The 18,532-nt window shown below is 42.0% G+C and carries 16 protein-coding genes and 1 pseudogene; 9 read left to right on the plus strand and 8 right to left on the minus strand.

Annotated elements, in window-relative coordinates; all coding sequences use genetic code 11:
* Positions 1 to 70 precede the first annotated feature (70 nt).
* Together ltrA and AC3CHU_RS06610 are read right to left on the minus strand one after the other, a co-directional pair.
* Positions 71 to 1,543 carry a group II intron reverse transcriptase/maturase gene (gene ltrA, locus AC3CHU_RS06605; RefSeq protein WP_488525098.1) on the minus strand — a complete coding sequence of 491 codons (1,473 nt, stop codon included), beginning with the start codon at positions 1,541 to 1,543 and terminating at the stop codon, positions 71 to 73.
* Positions 1,544 to 1,777: 234 nt separating this feature from the next.
* Positions 1,778 to 1,921 (minus strand): hypothetical protein, encoded by a 144-nt coding sequence (locus tag AC3CHU_RS06610; protein WP_170962378.1) that lies wholly within the window; start codon positions 1,919 to 1,921, stop codon positions 1,778 to 1,780.
* 503 nt (positions 1,922 to 2,424) lie between these two features.
* Here AC3CHU_RS06610 and AC3CHU_RS06615 point away from each other — a divergent pair.
* Positions 2,425 to 3,306: a hypothetical protein gene (locus AC3CHU_RS06615; RefSeq protein ID WP_016789042.1), complete on the plus strand. Its 882-nt coding sequence runs from the start codon at positions 2,425 to 2,427 to the stop codon at positions 3,304 to 3,306.
* A gap of 66 nt (positions 3,307 to 3,372) precedes the next feature.
* Complete coding sequence (locus AC3CHU_RS06620) at positions 3,373 to 4,164, plus strand: hypothetical protein (RefSeq protein WP_488525277.1); 792 nt, start codon at positions 3,373 to 3,375, stop codon at positions 4,162 to 4,164.
* A 238-nt stretch (positions 4,165 to 4,402) separates the two neighbouring features.
* Here AC3CHU_RS06620 and AC3CHU_RS06625 read toward each other — a convergent pair whose 3' ends face one another.
* Positions 4,403 to 4,948 (minus strand): hypothetical protein, encoded by a 546-nt coding sequence (locus AC3CHU_RS06625; RefSeq protein ID WP_488525278.1) that lies wholly within the window; start codon positions 4,946 to 4,948, stop codon positions 4,403 to 4,405.
* Positions 4,949 to 5,081: 133 nt separating this feature from the next.
* Positions 5,082 to 5,666, minus strand: a complete 585-nt coding sequence (locus AC3CHU_RS06630) for a hypothetical protein (protein WP_488525279.1) — start codon at positions 5,664 to 5,666, stop codon at positions 5,082 to 5,084.
* A gap of 712 nt (positions 5,667 to 6,378) precedes the next feature.
* Here AC3CHU_RS06630 and AC3CHU_RS06635 point away from each other — a divergent pair.
* The gene (locus tag AC3CHU_RS06635; protein ID WP_488525280.1) at positions 6,379 to 7,251 is read left to right on the plus strand and encodes an alpha/beta fold hydrolase; all 873 of its coding nucleotides are present in this window, start codon (positions 6,379 to 6,381) and stop codon (positions 7,249 to 7,251) included.
* A 297-nt stretch (positions 7,252 to 7,548) separates the two neighbouring features.
* On the plus strand, positions 7,549 to 8,475 hold the full coding sequence (locus tag AC3CHU_RS06640; RefSeq protein ID WP_488525281.1) for a hypothetical protein: 927 nt from the start codon (positions 7,549 to 7,551) through the stop codon (positions 8,473 to 8,475).
* Between the two features lie 88 nt (positions 8,476 to 8,563).
* On the opposite strand, the gene AC3CHU_RS06645 is transcribed toward AC3CHU_RS06640, so the two are convergent.
* Positions 8,564 to 9,757, minus strand: coding sequence for an ISL3 family transposase (locus tag AC3CHU_RS06645; protein ID WP_488525282.1), 1,194 nt, complete (start codon positions 9,755 to 9,757; stop codon positions 8,564 to 8,566).
* A gap of 149 nt (positions 9,758 to 9,906) precedes the next feature.
* Positions 9,907 to 10,932, minus strand: coding sequence for a hypothetical protein (locus tag AC3CHU_RS06650; protein ID WP_488525283.1), 1,026 nt, complete (start codon positions 10,930 to 10,932; stop codon positions 9,907 to 9,909).
* 649 nt (positions 10,933 to 11,581) lie between these two features.
* On the opposite strand from AC3CHU_RS06650, the gene AC3CHU_RS06655 reads away from it, so the two are divergent.
* Positions 11,582 to 12,724 (plus strand): MFS transporter, encoded by a 1,143-nt coding sequence (locus tag AC3CHU_RS06655; protein WP_488525284.1) that lies wholly within the window; start codon positions 11,582 to 11,584, stop codon positions 12,722 to 12,724.
* 10 nt (positions 12,725 to 12,734) lie between these two features.
* A pseudogene (locus AC3CHU_RS06660) lies at positions 12,735 to 12,842 on the plus strand (alpha/beta fold hydrolase); the annotation flags it as partial.
* 183 nt (positions 12,843 to 13,025) lie between these two features.
* Here AC3CHU_RS06660 and AC3CHU_RS06665 read toward each other — a convergent pair.
* Together AC3CHU_RS06665 and AC3CHU_RS06670 are read right to left on the minus strand one after the other, a co-directional pair.
* Positions 13,026 to 14,108 (minus strand): MBL fold metallo-hydrolase, encoded by a 1,083-nt coding sequence (locus tag AC3CHU_RS06665; protein WP_488525285.1) that lies wholly within the window; start codon positions 14,106 to 14,108, stop codon positions 13,026 to 13,028.
* Between the two features lie 680 nt (positions 14,109 to 14,788).
* Positions 14,789 to 16,297, minus strand: coding sequence for a DUF3360 domain-containing protein (locus AC3CHU_RS06670; RefSeq protein WP_488525286.1), 1,509 nt, complete (start codon positions 16,295 to 16,297; stop codon positions 14,789 to 14,791).
* 534 nt (positions 16,298 to 16,831) lie between these two features.
* On the opposite strand from AC3CHU_RS06670, the gene AC3CHU_RS06675 reads away from it, so the two are divergent.
* The 3 genes from AC3CHU_RS06675 to AC3CHU_RS06685 all read left to right on the plus strand — a co-directional run bounded on the left by AC3CHU_RS06675 (position 16,832) and on the right by AC3CHU_RS06685 (position 18,510).
* The gene (locus tag AC3CHU_RS06675) at positions 16,832 to 17,170 is read left to right on the plus strand and encodes a hypothetical protein (protein ID WP_017074550.1); all 339 of its coding nucleotides are present in this window, start codon (positions 16,832 to 16,834) and stop codon (positions 17,168 to 17,170) included.
* Between the two features lie 83 nt (positions 17,171 to 17,253).
* The gene (locus AC3CHU_RS06680) at positions 17,254 to 18,126 is read left to right on the plus strand and encodes a patatin-like phospholipase family protein (RefSeq protein ID WP_488525287.1); all 873 of its coding nucleotides are present in this window, start codon (positions 17,254 to 17,256) and stop codon (positions 18,124 to 18,126) included.
* 15 nt (positions 18,127 to 18,141) lie between these two features.
* Positions 18,142 to 18,510 (plus strand): hypothetical protein, encoded by a 369-nt coding sequence (locus AC3CHU_RS06685; RefSeq protein WP_488525288.1) that lies wholly within the window; start codon positions 18,142 to 18,144, stop codon positions 18,508 to 18,510.
* Positions 18,511 to 18,532: the final 22 nt, after the last annotated feature.

Raw genomic sequence — 18,532 nt, forward strand, 5'->3', positions numbered from 1 at the left:
AGAACCGTACGTGCAACTTTCACTGCATACGGCTCAAGCCTCCACTAAGGCATCATTGATACCCAGCAACTTATAACGCAGTCGGGACAGGTTCTTTCCAAGAGTTGCGGGCTAGCCTTTTGGGTTTTCTCTTCGCCAAGTATTCTTGGTATTGAGGATCAAAAGGGGTCGCTGCATTCCTGATTTTTACGTGTCGCTCGATGGGTACTTTCGCTATTTGGAACAGATTGAAGTGACAGTCCATGGTCATAATTTTCTGCCAACCGTGAAATTGCCACTGGCCTTTACGATTAAGAAAATACTTATGAACAACCCAGTCTTTGGACTTGGTTGGATGACGTCTAACTGCCCAGTGCCATAGCGCTTGGAATAGTTTGTGGCCGACATACCCGAATACTTGTTTAGCAACACAGTGGCGATAGTAATTCGCCCATCCTCTGAGTTTCGGGTTTATCAACTTGATAAGATCGTTAACAGGGATGGTTGCGTGCTTTTTAATAAGTTCACGTAGGTTTCTCAAGAATAACAACGTGTTGGATTTGCTCGGTTTAATGAGCAATTTCCCTTTGTACTTCCTGTGATTGAAACCCAGAAAGTCAAAGCCATCATCAATATGAGTGACCTTTGTTTTCTCTTCGGAGAGGGTTAGCCCTCTTTTTGCCAGAAAGTCAGCAATCAACGGTTTGATATCGTTCACTAGCACTTCCTTTGAAGAGCAGGTGACCACGAAATCATCCGCATAACCGATAAAGTTGGCCCTAGCACCCTTTTTCAGGGCTGTAGATTTTATTTGTTGCTCTATTCCCGCGAGAGTCATTAGCATCAAGGTTGGAGATATTATTCCGCCTTGAGGTGTACCTTCTTCGGTATCGTAGAACAGCCCCTTATCTACATAGCCAGATTTTAACCATTGCTCTAACATTCGTTTATCTACAGTGATATTGTCCATCAGCCATTCATGCCCGATTTTGTCGAAGCAAGCTTTAATATCTCCCTCAAGAATCCATTTCGCTGATCGCTTTAGAGCCAAACATTTGAAGCACTGACTGACAGCGTCAGCCGTGCTGCGATTTGGCCTAAAACCATAGCTATTGAGGTCGGCAAATGTTTCGGACACAGGATCTAATGCTAGAAGGTGGAGGGCTTGTTGCACTCTATCAATCATGCATGGAATACCCAATGGCCTGAGCTTGCCGTTCTTTTTGGGAATGTAGATACGTTTGAGTGGTTTTGCAGAGTAAGCCTTGCGACTCAGTTGATTGACTGCTTTCATACGGCGTGCATCTGTGTTCCAGGTGACACCGTCTATTCCAGGCGTTTTACTGCCTTTATTCTGAGAGACTCGCTTAACCGCAAGAAGCTTGGCTGAGCGAGAATGAGTCAAGAGCCACTGTAAGGACTTCACCTTACCGTATTTCTTTTCTCTAGTTGCTTTTGCGATACGCATTTGAAGCTTCAATACGTGTGCTTCAACGGATTTCCAATCGATGGACTGCCATTGAGCGCCGTCAGAAGGTGCACTAATCTCTTTCGAGATCATCATTTGCTTTTCTCCTTGAATAAAGTTCTTCAAATTATCTCGCAATGGGAGACCAGTCGGAAGTGGGCTCACTTTCGTGATCAGACACAGGTCTGTATCTACATCATTACAATGCAGCTTTCGCTTTTTCCGACCTCCTATACCTGCATCACTATCGGCCACAAAGGCTTTCCCAAAGGGAGTGATTCAGGCTTACCCTGTTCCGTATGTTACGTAAAATGTCAGCTTAGATGCCCACTATAGTGCGGAGAGTACAGCGACCACGAAAAAGTACTGTCCAACCTCTTTCCAACTCTCATTGCCTTTTGGCCACAGCGTATTAACCACTTCCGCTGCTTCATCACATAACGCACCTTGAATGGATTCACATACGTTCATCATACTGACTACCTAGCACTTACCCGAATTGTGGTTTTCAGGAGGAACGTCCTCTCACGATTCTTTTCCCACTCGGCCAAACGGCCAAGTTTCGTTACATTGTCCGAGCCGCTGCTTTATTCAGGCTCGTAGGTTCATCTGGTGATACAGACGGTTCACTCATAAAGCGGTGAACAACGCTTCATACGACTTCAGGTCGCACGGACAAAAGTCAGTTAGAGTCGATGCTCTAAATAACCCTCTATTCATTACTTGATGTATTCTGACCGAACCAATCCCCCCACTAAAGTGGAAGTCAATGATAAACCCCCTATGTCATCACCGCTCTAACCATCACCGCTCTAACCATCACAAGGGATCAGATCGCAGAACTCCGAAAAGGTTCAACTGATTTAGGCAACAACGCCATGTTCACTCTAACGACTTGAGTTTCCGTCAAAATCATCAGATTTTTCTTTGAAGAGAGTATATATTGATGCAACTGAATGCATTGTGAGGAGAATAATATGTCAGTTATGGATTATCAAGATGCTTCGAAAGAAGAGCTTCAAGAACTAGAAAACGAAAGACTTGAGCTACTGAACGACTTTAAAGAGCAGTTGGCAGTGTTCTGTGATTACCTAAAGGTTGACTTAGACCAGCAAGCGACCTTGAAATCACTAGACACCGCAACAGCACTCACGCTTTCCTCTCCACGTTATATTCCTGCACAAAAGGGAATTTTAAAAATCTCAGCTCAAGGCTATTTAAGTATAAAATTGGTTGAGAAAGTCAAATCAACCACTACAGACATTGTTAAGGCGCTGGCCAACAAAATTGCAGACTCTTCCCAAAAACTGCCATGCAATGACATTGCACTTAAAGGTTCCGTTGATTCCATCGCCGCAAAGCTGACTCAACGCTACTTGTTTGGCCATAGACGCTTTTATGACGTTGAACCAATTCCAGAAGTCCCAACATTGAGGAACAACGACTTAAGAGCTTTATGTGAACGTCACCTTCTCGATCGAGTAAAGGAGCGTTATACGTCTCACTACCACCGCTACAGATTATGGGACGGAAGAGCCATCAATTTATTTTCTAGCTACCTGTTTAATGTCAAAAGTGAAGAGCATAGTTTCTTTGATTCTAAGAACTTAATTCATCTTCTGAATAACACCCCTGCGCCAATCAAAAAAGAATGGTTTAAAGATGAATGCATCGAATGTTGGGAAGCGCTTTATGCAGATGGCCCACGTTATGCGTATACCGAGCTTGCCTACCCTGATGAGAGTGGTGTCATTTTTGAAGAATACGTACCACTAGACATGGTAAGTGAAGATGTATGGGATTCGCTTTATGAGCGCTATAAAAACAAACTGAAAGAACATGTCGAGTTCGCCCAATAACTCTTGTGTGTCTTACCTCTAATCAAAATTAAGCAAATAATTGTCAATAAAAGGAACAAAGAAAAAATGACCGCGACAATTTCAGTCAGCAAAAGTGCGATATTTGAGCTAATCATGGCTGGTTTAGAAGCTTATGCTGTAAAACATCAGGGCAGCAAGAGTATTTCTGTAGAAACCGCCGCTCACCTTTGGGGGTACGTGAACAAAACACATCCATTTAAATGTACGATAAATCATGTCTCTGTAGAGACGTCTGCAAAACGAAAGCGCTCTTCAGTTGAATTTAGCTCTGAATCTCTTTTGATTAAAAAAGACATCGCGAAAGTGTTCGGAGACCAGTATCAATATATAGGAACCGCTCATTCTCACCCTTATTTGCGGGAAGAAAACATCGATGCCGCAAGAATCAGAAAAGACAAGTTGTATGAATTATCTGATGCTGATCATAAATGTGAGATTGGATATCCCGAAATTGAGGTGACTGGTAAATCGTACAGTGTAGCTTTGGTACTAACGGTTCATTCGATGCTTAAGGCTGATGATAGAAAAGATGGAACAAGCTTCGGAGAACCACTTATCGAGTTTTCTCTCGGCAATATCAAATTCTGGCTGTATGGCCGAGTTTTTGAGCATAAATTGAAGTCATCTTTGAGCGACGAGGAACGTCATTCTTATGAACGTTATAAGTTGGCCCTAAGTAATGTTCCCAACGATAAAATAGTTCCTGTGCCTCTAGAGACTGTGTTAGAAAGTGGTGTTTTTATAGATACATTGTGCAAAGACTTTGGCAGATTGAGGTTTTTAGATAATGAATCAGAATATGATTTAGCCACTGTTGCAGAGCGTAGATGGGGATAACGTTTCTGGCGTAGTCTCAGCTTACGCTTGTTTTGTTAGCGGCACTGGTTCAAGTGCTGCTATATGGTCTAAGATGTTTCACACTCTAAGTTAGTAGTTCTAAGGCGCTTTTGTCCCAAAGCATGGCGACATAACACATCTCTGGACAGAAACGTTTTAGTTGTGCTGCTCTAAATCGTTTCGTTCAGATCAAGTCAGAAAAAGTACCTTGAAACCTTAAACGCTCGTATGTTCAAGGTCAATGTGTGTACTTTTGCATCAGATACTTAGCTAACGCTTTAATCTCTTGCGCATTTTTTCTAATCTCTCCGTAGGTTTGAGTCTGCTGTTCTAGGGCTTCTCGATAATCATCACTCACATTAGCTAAATAAGACTTTTGGTTCTGATTAAATCCTTTTTTAAACAAACGCTCATAGGCTTCATGATGCAATTTATCGTATTTCTCGCGTTCAAAATTCACCGAATAAAAATGTAGTTGCATATACATCTCTACCTTTTGTAGAGATGTTGAAACCTGATTAAAGTGCTTTTTAATAGTGGTTTCATCTAAGCTTTGGTCATGTTGGTATAACAGCGATAGAAATTCGTATGCTCTTTCTTCATACTCATCAATTGCGAGATACAACTCTTCTATTTTTTTAATATAAACTTCTTTTTTGGCTCGTCTACTCAGAAACCATTGATTTAGCAAGACAACTACCAGAGCTACAAAAGCTGAAACGCCTATCGAAATTAACTGTGCTTGCTGAGCTTTTTCAGCAAAAATTGAGGATAGAAAACCCACTTAAAACTCCATTTAAACATAACACCGCAATAACACGTTCGAACGCCTTACTTTCAAAACCAATTACACCCTAAACCGCGAATACCGAGTGTAATAGCATTGTGTTGATTGCTTTGTTAACACTCTTTGCTCATTACACATGGCTTAAACCTTGATTCTCTTTCCGCAAACCACGAACCATTAAATCCAATACTTCGGGTATTTCCATGATCTCAAGATAAGAGAATGTATAATTTGTTTTACTACTACCTAGTGCAAACTTAGATACCTTGTCACCAGTGCGTATGGGGCTAAGAAATATTTCGAAGCAAAAGCCTAAGAATAACATTGTAATAGAGCTATACAGTTGCCCTCTAACTTCGTATGTCCTTGGAAATGGAGAAACAACAAGCTCTCTGAGATTGCTTTCGCTGAATCCTCCCTCTTTTGTTGTATCTACTAGCCTTTGAACAACAACTGTACATGAGTTCTTTGAAACGTTAGTTGACCTTACCAAACTAGAACGAATAAGCTCTAAAAACCGCGGAGATACTTTAATTGTTCTATAGTTTTCATGTTCAGAAACAGCCCCACGCCAGAAAACAGACAGAACAAAGCTTTTGAACTTTAAAGTATCAATGTCAGAAACATGAACTCCTTCATTGCCCTTTTTAATATTGCCAACTTTACCCCGCAGCAAATTCAAACCATATTGGTCGTAATTAATGTTTAACTTCATTTCGCAGTTACTACACAACTGGTCGGTAGCCCAACTATCCTGAGATCTACGATTTGGAACTAATTCTTTGGATGAAAGTTCTATTGCTTGACCATTACCTTTTTTAAACAACGACCTGAACACAGAATCAGGTATTGCATGTGAATTACATAACTCTGATTTAATACAACACAACTTACACTTTTCCAACGAATACCTCCTGAGTGCTAACATTTTAATATCGTGCCAGCACGAATTTATGTATTCAGCATATCTCAAGAACCCTATCTAACCAACTGAAAATTATGCATATAATTATTTTAAATCTAATTTCTAGTTGAAACCGTGCAAGTACATATTGCTCCCAATTCAAGGCATATTATCAATCAAAAACTTCCCTTTAGTTCTCAATTATTCAATAGCTTAGAAATAGTTGAACAACATATTCGTGCGTGAGTATGATTGAAGGTTAGTCTGTTGTGGATTAGAACATTTAGCTACATTGTCAGAGCTCTAGGCATGAGGAAAAGTAAGGCAAGTTGCAGGGTTTCAAACTGAGTTCACCCCCTCTCTGGCTCACTTTGGGGCAAAAATGAGTTGGTCGAGCCACAACAATAAAAGAGTTTTGTATTTAAACCACTCTTGACCCGTCTACAACTTCACACTTTATAGTGACTATATTGATTGAGAGGGGCGCTTTCTGTGTTCCCTTCAAAGTAAGTAGAGAGACACTATGAAACGTTTAATTGTAAACATCACACTCTTGGTATTCATGGCGCTTGGTAGCATGAATGCCATAGCTCATGATTCAACGCTTAAGTACGGTATTGCGATATCTCACGATGGTGAGCAAATTGCGTATGGCAAAAGTGGGAGTGGGGATACGGCGCTGATCTTCATTCATGGCTGGAGCTTAGACAGTAGGCTGTGGAAAAACCAAGTGAGTGAGTTTTCAAAACACTATCAAGTCATCACCATGGACTTAGCAGGGCATGGTAACTCATCGTTTAACCGCGAAGAGTACACCATGGTTGCATTCGCTGAAGACATCAAAGCAGTCATCGAGAAAGAACAACTCGAATCCGTCATCTTAGTCGGCCATTCCATGGCGGGTGGTGTGATTGCAGAAGCCGCAAAACTGATGCCGAAAAGAGTGAAGGGCATTATTGGTGTCGATACATCGCAAAACGTCGCACTAGCGGTTTCACAAAGCGACCTAGATGCAATGACCAAACCATTTGAAGCAGACTTCCAAGTGGGTATCACTATGTTCGTGAAAGATTCGCTACCAAAAGACGTAGACGCAGATTTACTTTATTGGGCAACACAAGACATGGCTTCAGCACCACCAGCTATCGCGATTAATCAGTTCCGCCATTATCTAGGCCAATACGTGACAGGCGAAGCACACCGCGTGTATGAGAACGTGAATGTGCCAGTAATCTTAGTGAACGCTCGCCTATGGCCAACGGATTCAGAAGCGAACAAGAAACATATCAAGGATTACAGCATTTACTACATTGAAGACTCAGGCCACTTCCCAATGCTTGAGCAACAAGACCAGTTCAATTCAATGTTGATGAAAGCGGTGAAGTCAGTGAAGTAGGGTGCTGTAGTTGTTAAAAGATGGATGTAATCGGTGATAGATAAAACTAAGGCCTCGCGTGTGCGGGGCTTTTTGTTAGTTGGAGATTTTGTTAGATACATTCATTTCAATTTGCGAGTAATGATCGCATCGTTCACTCGTTTATGGTCCTTAAACGACGGCCTCATAGTTATATAAATGTTCTATCAACCACTCCTAGATACGTAATTAGCACCACTGTTATTAGTAAGGGCTGACCGAATCTAGTGGTGCTTTCTACTGATAATAATTTTAACTATGTGTTTAGGACGTCCTGCTATGGCTAAGAAAATAATATTCATTCATGGTCGCGCTCAAAAGCCCGATAAAGCTTCCCTTCAAGCACTCTGGTACGAGGCTATAGAGCATGGCTTACAGCGAGATTGTATCGGCTCAAGTTCATTACAAGCTTTTAAAGATGTCGATAAACGGTTTGTCTATTACGGTGAACTATCAAACACATTGTTAGAGAAACCAACAGAAGACCCTGCAAGTCGACAGCAAGCGCTGTCTGAACTCAAAAAGTACAAGACAAGCCAGTTCAATAAAACAACGTATAACAAGGTATCTAAAATTGGTTTTCTAAAAGAGGCGTTAGCAGATACTTTTTCATCGCTATTTGGAAAGTTGGGAGTGGCTGAGACACTCATAACCAAGGTCGCGCCGGATATGGCGCATTATTGGTATGAAGATACTTATTTTGGTAGCGATGTCAGGCATAGGCTGATGGTTGAGCTGAAGGAAGCGCTTGATAATCAGGATGATGTGATGATTGTGTCGCACAGCCTTGGGTCAATGATCAGTTATGACGTGTTATGGAAGTTGTCTCACTACGGAGAGTATAGACACGACTATGGAGCAGACAAGAAGGTTAACTTATTGCTGACGCTTGGGTCACCGTTAGGCGATGAAAACGTAAAAGATAGGCTAAAGGGGAGCCGCTTGAAAGATGAGAAGAAGTATCCTTTAAACATTCAGCAATGGATAAACATATCGGCAGAAGATGATTTTATCTCTCATGACAGCAAAATTAGAAATGACTTTAAAGATATGCTCAAACTGGATCTGATACCCGGCGGAATGAAAGACATCCACCCAGTTTATAACCTTAATATTCGCAACGGAAAAAGCAATCCGCATGCTTCCATCGGTTATCTGATTAATCCTAAATTCATCAAAGTACTGGATGAATGGCTCTCGAGTTGATTTGGTTTATCGTCGTAAATTGTTAGAGACTCATTCGTTGAAACTCAGATAAAACAAGGCCTCGCGTGTGCGAGGCCTTTTTTTTGGTTCATCGCGGCTTTCCGGGGAAAGCCGCTTTTATCTTCAAGAAGAAGTAGCCTGTATCTCGATACCCATACCCCATTCGCTTGATTAACTTTATCTTGTTGTTTATCCCTTCAAGTGTGCAGGTGTTCAACGGATAACTTGCCGATGCGATAATGCCGTGAAGATAAGGACTCAGTTTTCGTGCGAACTCTTTCAATGGCTTAATTCCACTCTCTTGCACTTGTTCCCACCACGTGTCCCAGAGCCCCTTCGCGTGCCCTTCGGATTCACAATACCAAAGCTCTTTGAGTTGGGCTCCGAGTATATAAGTGGTCATTAAGTCCTTATTGATATTCAATATTTCAGTAAGATAGCTATCTTGACGTGTATTTAAGTTGCCTCTATTTTTCAGCAGTACCCACCGTGAGCGCTTCACCCATTGCCTCGCTTTTTTATCTTGCTTGAGTTTGTTGGCTTGGTCGACTCTGACTCTATCCATCACCTCGCGACCGAACTTAGCAACAACATGGAATAAGTCGTAAACGATTTTTGCGTTCGGGCAGTGCGCTTGAACTTCAAGGTCAAAAGCCGTATTCATGTCCATCGCTACTGCTTCGATATTTACCCCATTCTCGCCTAGCTGCTCGAAGAACGGCCGTATGTCCTTGCGGCTGCGGCCTAATCCAACCCAAATGACTTGATGAGTCTTCGCATCAGCGATGACGGTGGCATATCGATGCCCTTTAAAGATGGCGAACTCATCCATCACGAGCTGCTTTAGCTCACCCCATTTCACTGGCGGCACCACTTGTCGAAGTCGGCGTTTATCTATTTCTTTAATGGTGTGCCAATGAACGCCCGTAATTTGGGATATATGCTTAATGGGAAGCAGGGGTAGCAGTTGTTCTATATAGCTTTTTAGGCGCTTTGTTATACGAGCATAAGGCTCTAACCAAGAGAGAGATTCTGTTTTTATGCCGCAGTCACGACACTTAATCCTTCGAGTTTGAACGGAAAGTTCAACAGGCACACCGAGCAACATGGCATCCTTTACGTGACGCCATTGATACTCATGGATAGCCTCGGCCTCAAGACCACAAAGGCATTTAGCCTCAGAGCTAGGTTTAAGAGTCAGGGTAATAAGTGATGCTGTCTGGAGAGACTTTACTATTTGAAAGCCTTCCCAGAATGAAGATAGGAAAGTATGATTCGGCATAGAAACGGTAGTTTGTGTATGATTTTTGTTTGGCGACTAAACCATATCACTTACTACCGTTTTTGTTTTTAGTTCCCGCTAATCCGCGATGAACCTTTTTTTTCCACTAGTTTCAATAAACCATTATTACTGAAAAAAGCACTGACTGCTTACTGTTGACCGAACTTTAAAGTTTCTTGGGTCGATAGTTTGATGATTTTTGGCGTTGGACTAAAGTAACCCTGCTCCCAATACGGCTTCAAAGAGTTAATATCTTTTATCAGGTACCCCTTGATGTTTTCATCTTCAATGTAAGACTGCGCTGTTTGGTAGAAATAATCATTCGGGTTGTCAGACACTAAACTATCAATTGGAAATAGAGTGGGAATATATGCCTTCATTATAATGAAGTCAGAATTAGGTATCAAAGTGTCATCACCAGCAGCGTTGTTGTAGTAATAGTGACCTTTAGCCTCTACACGCCCAAAACAGTTTAAAGTCGAGATCGGCAAGTGACTATTAGCTTCGTAATCTGAATCCATATAGCCAGTAAACTTATTGAATATATCTGGATCCGAACAATGTGAAACGTTACCTTCATCGTTCAGTGGAACAACATAACTCGTATCAACAAAAGTAGACAGTCCCACATCAACAGGAACAAACTTTTCTACTTTTACCACATCGTTACTCTTCAAATAAGCTTTCTCAATTATCGTTGTCAGTTCGTTCTGGTTCTTTAAAAGAGTCGCTGCGATGTCGGTTTCGTCTTTTGAATCGACAGGTATCACACGAAAAAGAATGTTACGTTTATAGTGGTAGATCATTTTAGACAAGCTGCCCTGAAGCCCAATAACATTGAACGCAGCTTGAAAGGGGTTTAGCGTGGTGGTTGCTACTGCGGCGACGTTCGCGGCTTGGGTCGTACGAACTGAAACATTGGTATAGCCATCAACGTTTCGATCGAGGTCATTCGATTTGGTCGGAGCCTTACGGCTAACCAGATAGGCTAGTTGCATCGCATCTGAATGTTTGTAGTCGGTTTCGGACGCTAAATCATAATCTTCAAAAGGTTCGGCATTTAGCATAGTGCGTTCTGTAGTAGTACCAAATGTACCTGTAAACATGGAGGTACAACCGGAGAGAGCTAAGGCCGTGAATAAAGTGGAAAAGATGATGAGTGACTTGGTTTTCATTTTTGAAACATCCTGTAACTTCTGAAATATAATGTCATTTTATCAATTTAAATCAATCTATTACCATACGGTGCGAGCCTCTCTTTGTTACAAGCTTCACAGAATAGTAAAGCTGCGGTCAGTTTTACCCATTGACTAACCCGCGATACTAGAACGACAAAGCAGTTTGTTAAGACCTTTATTTAGCGGGTTAAGTCCATTAAGTGGAATTTCCGTATCTGCTAGGCAACCAATCCCCTCCTAACCTCCCCTTGGTTTACATCTCTAATCTCTTATTGGCAACGGGAAAGGGGAGGAACTGAATACCGATCGTGACAAGTGCCGCTATATGTTCAGCGAAAAATAATAATCTCCAATGAGTTTCTCAAAGAAGTAAAAGTTCTCTGAATACTTATCAATCCCAAGAAATAACATTCTAAAAATGATCGTGTAACAATTTATTAACTATATGTATTGTCTCTGTGTTCTTTGTCTTAGTTGCATATCGTTACCAAGCTCAGAACATACCATTATTTTTGAGGATCTGAATATGAACGGAAAACTAAGAACGGCTTTATTCATGCGCGATCATATTCAAGACTTTCTTTTAGAATCGGCGGCTTAAATGACTCTCTGGCTTAGGGTTTTAACATCGCGGAGCTCATTCGCGATGTTGGTTATCATCGCTATCTCGTCAGTGATAGCGAATACTGGATGGCGAGTCGTGATGAATAACTTCGCTGTCGACACTATTGGTATGACCGAGGCTGATGTGGGTGTATTGCAGAGTGTTAGGGAAATCCCAGGCTTGCTCTCATTTACTGTTTTGTTTCTGTTGTTCATCGCTTCAGAACAAAGAGTCGCGGTATTGTCGGTTGCAACATTAGGGCTAGGTGTTGCCGTGACTGGGTATTTGCCTTCGATTTATGGCTTCTATTTCAGCACAACGATCATGTCTATTGGCTTTCATTATTTAGAAGCGGTGAACAAATCACTCTCAACACAGTTGTTAGCGACCGAGAACTTTAGTGAATCAATGGGAAAAATTCGCTCTGCTGCCTCGTTTTTCTCGATGGTGACTTTTCTGTGCATTATGGTCGCGAGCTATCTTTTTGACGTTTCAGATAAGGTCATTTTCTTTACTTGTGGAGCAATATGTTTCTGGCTAGCGGTTTACTTAGTCACATTTAAAAATACTCAAACAAAGGTTAAACAACACACTAAACTCATTGTCCGACGTGAATACACGACCTATTACATTCTTACCTTTTTGAGTGGGGCAAGAAGACAGATCTTTGTGGCCTTTGCTGGCTTACTGATGGTGACCAAATTTCAATATACGATTGCGATGATGGCCGCTTTATTTATGGTATCCAGCTTAGCCGCGACTCTTGCTCTACCTTATGTTGGGAAATTTATCGATCGAGTAGGAGAGAGGCTAGCTTTGATCATTGAGTATGCCGCGTTAGTGTTGGTATTCCTATCTTACGCATTTGTGGATGATCATTATGCGGCTGCGGGGTTGTATGTTATCGACAGTATCATTTTTAGTTTTGCCATAGCTTTAAACACCTACTTTAAAAAGACAATTAGGGAAGATGAAGTGGCTTCAACGGCGAGTTTGTCATTCACTATCAACCATATTGCAGCGGTGTTCCTACCCTTTTTGTTGGGAATCATCTGGATGTCTGGTTATCAATGGGTGTTTGTTACAGGATCAATTATTGCTTTGATTAGCCTCTTGGTATCGTTGACTATGGGCACGCAGCTTCATCAGCGGATTAATGGATTCGATAAGCTACAGAAACAATAGTGACACTCATCGAAACTACAGTATTTACTACGTTGAAGACTCAGGCAACTTCCCAATGCTAGAGCAACCAGAACAGTTCAACACAACGTTGATGAAAGCGTTTAAGTCAGTGAAGTAGGGCGTTGTAGTTGTTAAAGGATAGTTGTAATGGTTCGACTAACAATCCCCTACTGAGCTCCCCTTGATTGACATCTCTAATCTCTTGTTGGTAATGAGAAAGGGGAGGAATTTAACAAAGTGAGTCAGTGAATTTTCTAATTTAGTAAATGACGGATTATCTTTGGTAGGGCAATGTAGTTAGTTAGTTAGTCGTTGGTGCGATCCCTCTTGTTTCACCAATTTTCATTGTCCATAGATTTTTGTCAGAAAATCCACTATCTCTTCCCGCTTTCTTAAAACGTATCGGAGGTTCAAATGCTGGCTCATCCGATAAACCGCTAATGGTTCCCCAGTGAGAAGCAATCAATGTTTTTGCGCGAACATCTATGCCGATAGAGACAGCCTCTTCAGGTGTGGCATGCGACATCCACAATAATTCCCTAGGTTCATATGCTCCAATAGGCAAAATAGCAAAATCAAAGGAGCCATATTTCTCACCGACATTATTGAATATTGTTTCTGAGTAACCTGTATCGCCAACAAAAAGGAGACGATTTTGTAAACTTTCAATAACCCAAGAGGCCCATAGCGTTTCATTATGATCAGATGTACTTCTTGCTGAATCATGAACAGAAGGCTCCGCTGTTATCTCTATTCCTGAAACTGACACTGACTTTCCCCAATCTAACTCAGTAACCTTGTTATACCCTCGTTCGGTAAAAAAAGACTTAAGTCCTAAAGGAACAACGACATGAATATTGTTTTTGTTTTCTAACTTCCTAACTGTTTGATCATCCAAGTGGTCATAATGATTATGTGAAACAATCACTATATCAATAGGAGGCAATTTATTTATAGGTATGGGTAAATCAACAAACCTTTTTGGGCCGGCCCATGGGACGGGGCTGGCGAATTTTGACAAAAAAGGGTCAGTCAGGATCGTCACTCCAGAGGTCGTAATTAAAAAACTTGCATGCCCTAACCAAGTAACACTATCGCTTTCAATAGAGTTTAAAAGTTGAAGAGACTCCTTCTCTGTTAGCTGATGTCCATCGGGGATATCAGGGACAAACACCGAGTCCCATGCTCTTTGCATATAAAACAAGCCCCCTTTAGGTGCGGCAGTTTCTACAAATGGGTGGTTCTGATAACCGTTGCTTGTATGATGGTTTGGCTCATCCACCAATGAAGGTTTTTGGGAGGATTCAGGCGAGTGTGAAGAACATGCAGATAAAGTAACTAAGACTAAAATGGCACTAATGAAAATTTTCGTATCGTTCATCATTGACTCTCTAAAACTCTTTATATGGTGATTCGATAATGTGCCAGTTTAAAATAAACTTAGCTATAACCACACTAAGTTAACCAACTGTTTGTTAACGGCGAGCGTACTGTTAACAACGAGCGTATAGCTCAAAACCGATTCTATCAACTTCAAGCCCGCAAAAACCCAAAGTGAATGCCTTTACGTAAGGTCTCTACAGCCTTTTATTAAGTATCAATATTTCAATGAATTACCATACCTCGATGGTTTTGCACGTTATCTCATTTGTCATAGCCAAGTTCATAGTGCTCGTGAGTGATTCGCACCAATAGTTTTGGCCATTAGCTTAACGGAGTTGAGCTGCCCAGAATCCAGTCTGGTTGGAGAAAATGATATTAGAAAAGATTGGTTAATCTGAGTCGACGTGTTTATTGACAAGGCTAGCAATTAGACTACGCTTTAATAACTGATGGAACATCGTCAGTGGAAAACGAACAAGTTTCAACGTAAACCGTAACACTGTAAAAGAAAGAAAAGATATGTACATTGTAGAAAAATAGAAAAGCCACTTTTTACATTAAGTGGCTTTTTTTTGTCAAAAAAGACTATCACGATAGCTTCAATTTTTAGTGCAGATAACGAATCCAGTTTGAAAGTTAACAACAGAAAGAAGCAACCACTCAATCATTCTAATCTAGAGCTTAACGAAAACTTGGGATAATCGCCGGTATGCCCGGTAGAAGACCAACCAACGCCATCACACCACTTAGCACAATGAACATAGTGCCAGGCAACACCCAACGGCTCATTTTACTTAGCTCACTGCTACGTTCTTTACAACCGACTAAGCCTAAGTTGTCTAACAGCATGGTGAGAGCCCAACCAAATGCAGGGTTAACGAGCGCTGAAGAAAAAACAACAATCGCGGCCGACTGTGTGGTTTTACCTTCACGTGTCATTTCCATTCCAGCTTCTAGCAATGGTACAAATACCCCAACAATTAGCGCAACACATAGTACAGGCTGCCATATAGCTAAATCCATCGGGTAGCCCCAAACAGCGGCGATGATACAGAACAGAGCCGTGAGCAATGCACCGGCAGGAATAGGGCGTTTAGCAATCGCCGCCGGTACGATATAAGTACCCCACGAAGACGTAAAGTTAGTGCCACCGAGCAGAGAACCGAACGTTTGACGAATTGATGCCGTGGTCATGGTGTCGTCAATGTTCATGTGTACTTTCTCGGTACGTTCTGGGTAGCTGATCTTTTGGAATACTTGATGCCCTAAGAAATCTGGAGACCACATAGCGACAGCCAAAATTGCAAACGGCAATACCACCATGAAGTGTTCAATCGTTGGTAGGCCTAGCATCCAACCTGTATCTTCTCCCCACCAATACATAGGGTTCATGTTAGGCAAGCCTGGCTCGGTGTGAAAAGCAAATGGGGCACCCATGGCAAATGCAATCGTACCACCCAGCAAGCAGCTAAGAGGCACAGCTAACCAACGTTTACGGAAGTGTTCCAATAGCGCGTACAAGATAATGGTGCAAAAGATCACGACAAAAGCGATGTGGCTCATGCCGATTCCCTCAGCCCAAGCGAATAGCTTTTTCACTTGAGAGGCGGTTCCAACAAAGCCAAGGTAGAGTAGTAAACCGCCACACACGCCTTTACTGGTGAGGTTGGCCAACATACTGCCACCTTTACTGATGGCTAAGATGAGGCCAAAAGCGCCAATCAGCAACCCAAACGCCATAGGGTGTCCGCCTGCTGCAACCACAATTGGGATTAACGGGATGAGTGGGCCGTGTGTACCCGCGAGGTTCGCGGTCGGCAATAAAAAGCCAGAGAAAAGAATGATGAAAACAGAGGCAATGAGCAGTTCATAACGAACGTTTTCTAGAATGAAGTCTTCATTTAATCCTAGCGCCCCGGCAAAGGTGGCTGCAATGGCGCCCACCATAACAATCTTACCAATGGTCGCCGCCATCGCTGGGATGGTATCTTCTATCTCAAATCGATAATCTTTAAACGGCAAATTTGGACGCCAGCGCTTAGGCGACATGATTTGTAATTCATGTTCTAAATACTGTTCTCGGGAATCAAATTCCGATCTTGGTTTATGTTGTTGTTCATAGGTGAGTTCATCCTCATTGGCTTGAGGCTTCTCTGTTTGTATATGTGCGGACTCTAAAGTAGTGCTCATTTTGATTCCTTTCGTTCACACTCTGAGGTGTGTTATTCCAACAAACGTTGTTGACTCACGGCGTGAAGTGTAAACAATGCGTCAACCTATCATTAAAAATTCATTAACATTTAGTTGTTAGTACCTTATACCAAACCAAAAAAAACAAATAGACTCAGTCGGTTAGACATTAGTCGTAGAGCAAGCCGACTAGTATTAGACACTGTAGATAGTATGTGTCTGTTTATTTGTAGGCTCTTAATCTCAGGAACAACAAAGTCACTTTCAACAAGAAATAGTTCGACTCTAAAGACCCAGAAAAAAGTCCAACAACTTACGTTTGGTTGCATGTTTGGTTGCATGTTTGGTTGCGTTCTTGGTTGCGTTCTTGGTGTGATTGGATGGTGATCATCTTTTCCAGTTTTATGCTGGATATATTGGGTAATAAGCAGAGGTAGGGATTGCCTCTAGTAACTCAATTTCTCCTACGTTTGGCCCCTGATAGTGTTAGAATCTCCGGATAAGAACTATCGAGAAACTAGGTATTTATAAACAATGTTTATCCATCACGTAAACGGCATCGACTGGCTGGTGATTACAGCTTTTGAAGAACTGAAACCGATGTTTATCGAAGATGCTGGTCCTATCCCAGCTTACTTCTCTACCACCAGTGAATTGAGCCTGATTGATCAAGCCAAGCGTAGCTATGGATTTTTGCCTAAACTCCGCGGTGTGATCACCGATACCGGCACGTATCAAAGTGAAAATCTTGAAGAAGATTTGAACCCACAGCTTGCGTGTATAGTGGAAGGGCGTGGTCGGGTGTTTATCTATCACGGCGACTATGTGGCTTTTGTGGATGACGAGCAAACCTTCATTACCCGTATGAACTGAGAGTGATTCAGTGAGTTGAGATCTGCGAATTGGTAAATCGGCGAGTTAGCTCCCCTAGAATTAAAAACTAAAGGATTAATACGATGGCAAAAACGGTCTCATTGGTACTTGGCAGTGGTGGCGCAAGAGGCTTGGTTCACGTTGGAATCATCCGTTGGTTAATTGAGCATGGCTATCAGATAAAATCCATCTCTGGCTGTTCAATTGGCGCACTTATCGGTGGTGTTTATGCGGCGGGCAAGTTGGATGAATTTGAAGAGTGGGTCACCAGTATCGACCAATCGGATATGGCTATGATGTTGGACTTTTCATGGCAATCGAGCGGTATCTTCAAAGGGGACAAGATCATCGACACACTGCGTGGACTGATCGGCGAAATTTCAATTGAAGATCTGCCTATCCCTTATACCGCAGTTGCTGCTAACGTCGCCGATGAAAAAGAGGTTTGGCTGCAATCTGGTTCTCTGTTTGATGCCATTCGCGCCTCCATCTCTTTGCCACTGTTCTTCACACCTCATGTCATCAATGGTGAAGTGCTGATTGATGGCGGAGTGCTCAATCCCGTACCGATTGCGCCTACCTTTAGTGATAAGACAGACTTTACTCTGGCTGTGAACTTAGGTGGTGAGCCTGAGATGCTTCAACAGGAAGTGATACCGGTTTCCCTACCTACAAAAGAGAGCAATCTGCATGAGAAGGTTGTTCACTTTATCGATAATCTAGGTAGCAGTGTAAAAAGTAAAATGAACTTCAATTTTGCTGCCTACGACATTGCCAACCAAGCGTTTGATGCGATGCAATCGACCATTGCTCGCCAAAAACTGGCCGCTTACCCCGCCGATATTACGCTTGAGCTCCCACGCAATGCCTGTGGCACTTTAGAATTTGATCGCTCACAAGAGATGATAGATAGAGGCTACCATTTGGCACAGGCTAAACTGGGTAATCGACTTTAATGTATTTGTTGCTGAATGAGAGTAATTATGGAAACTGAACTAAAAGAGCTTGAACTCCACGAGCTTATGGCAAACAAAGATGTCGTCGTAATCACCAGTTTAGAAGAGCCTGCTGTATCTTGGCTGATAGATTGCTATCAAGAGAATACTGATATCGACATTATGGAGAACGCGCGCCAATTAGATAGCGAAGCGGTTTTAGCGCAATGTCGAAACAGCCTGAGTGAAAGTAAAAAGGTGATACTTACCGCGCAGTTTCGTAGCCAATTACCTATCATCAATATCGCTTCACTGTGTAATGAGAAGCGTAAATCGTTGATCAATATTGAGCTATCCGGCTGGGACGAAGAAAAATGCCTTCCTCACTCTTTTAGCAGTTTTTAGGTTAGCGGCTTTTTGATAACAG

Source organism: Vibrio sp. QJM3NY_39 (genome assembly GCF_057785895.1).

Bases quoted from the DNA above. Each gene is read 5' to 3' on its own strand.
- AC3CHU_RS06610 (WP_170962378.1), bottom strand. From the start codon at position 1,921: ATGATGAACGTATGTGAATCCATTCAAGGTGCGTTATGTGATGAAGCA.
- AC3CHU_RS06680 (WP_488525287.1), top strand. From the start codon at position 17,254: ATGGCAAAAACGGTCTCATTGGTACTTGGCAGTGGTGGCGCAAGAGGC.
- AC3CHU_RS06635 (WP_488525280.1), top strand. From the start codon at position 6,379: ATGAAACGTTTAATTGTAAACATCACACTCTTGGTATTCATGGCGCTT.
- AC3CHU_RS06615 (WP_016789042.1), top strand. From the start codon at position 2,425: ATGTCAGTTATGGATTATCAAGATGCTTCGAAAGAAGAGCTTCAAGAA.
- AC3CHU_RS06645 (WP_488525282.1), bottom strand. From the start codon at position 9,757: ATGCCGAATCATACTTTCCTATCTTCATTCTGGGAAGGCTTTCAAATA.
- AC3CHU_RS06620 (WP_488525277.1), top strand. From the start codon at position 3,373: ATGACCGCGACAATTTCAGTCAGCAAAAGTGCGATATTTGAGCTAATC.
- AC3CHU_RS06670 (WP_488525286.1), bottom strand. From the start codon at position 16,297: ATGAGCACTACTTTAGAGTCCGCACATATACAAACAGAGAAGCCTCAA.
- AC3CHU_RS06655 (WP_488525284.1), top strand. From the start codon at position 11,582: ATGTTGGTTATCATCGCTATCTCGTCAGTGATAGCGAATACTGGATGG.
- AC3CHU_RS06665 (WP_488525285.1), bottom strand. From the start codon at position 14,108: ATGATGAACGATACGAAAATTTTCATTAGTGCCATTTTAGTCTTAGTT.
- AC3CHU_RS06685 (WP_488525288.1), top strand. From the start codon at position 18,142: ATGAGAGTAATTATGGAAACTGAACTAAAAGAGCTTGAACTCCACGAG.
- ltrA (WP_488525098.1), bottom strand. From the start codon at position 1,543: ATGATGATCTCGAAAGAGATTAGTGCACCTTCTGACGGCGCTCAATGG.
- AC3CHU_RS06675 (WP_017074550.1), top strand. From the start codon at position 16,832: ATGTTTATCCATCACGTAAACGGCATCGACTGGCTGGTGATTACAGCT.
- AC3CHU_RS06630 (WP_488525279.1), bottom strand. From the start codon at position 5,666: ATGAAGTTAAACATTAATTACGACCAATATGGTTTGAATTTGCTGCGG.
- AC3CHU_RS06640 (WP_488525281.1), top strand. From the start codon at position 7,549: ATGGCTAAGAAAATAATATTCATTCATGGTCGCGCTCAAAAGCCCGAT.
- AC3CHU_RS06650 (WP_488525283.1), bottom strand. From the start codon at position 10,932: ATGAAAACCAAGTCACTCATCATCTTTTCCACTTTATTCACGGCCTTA.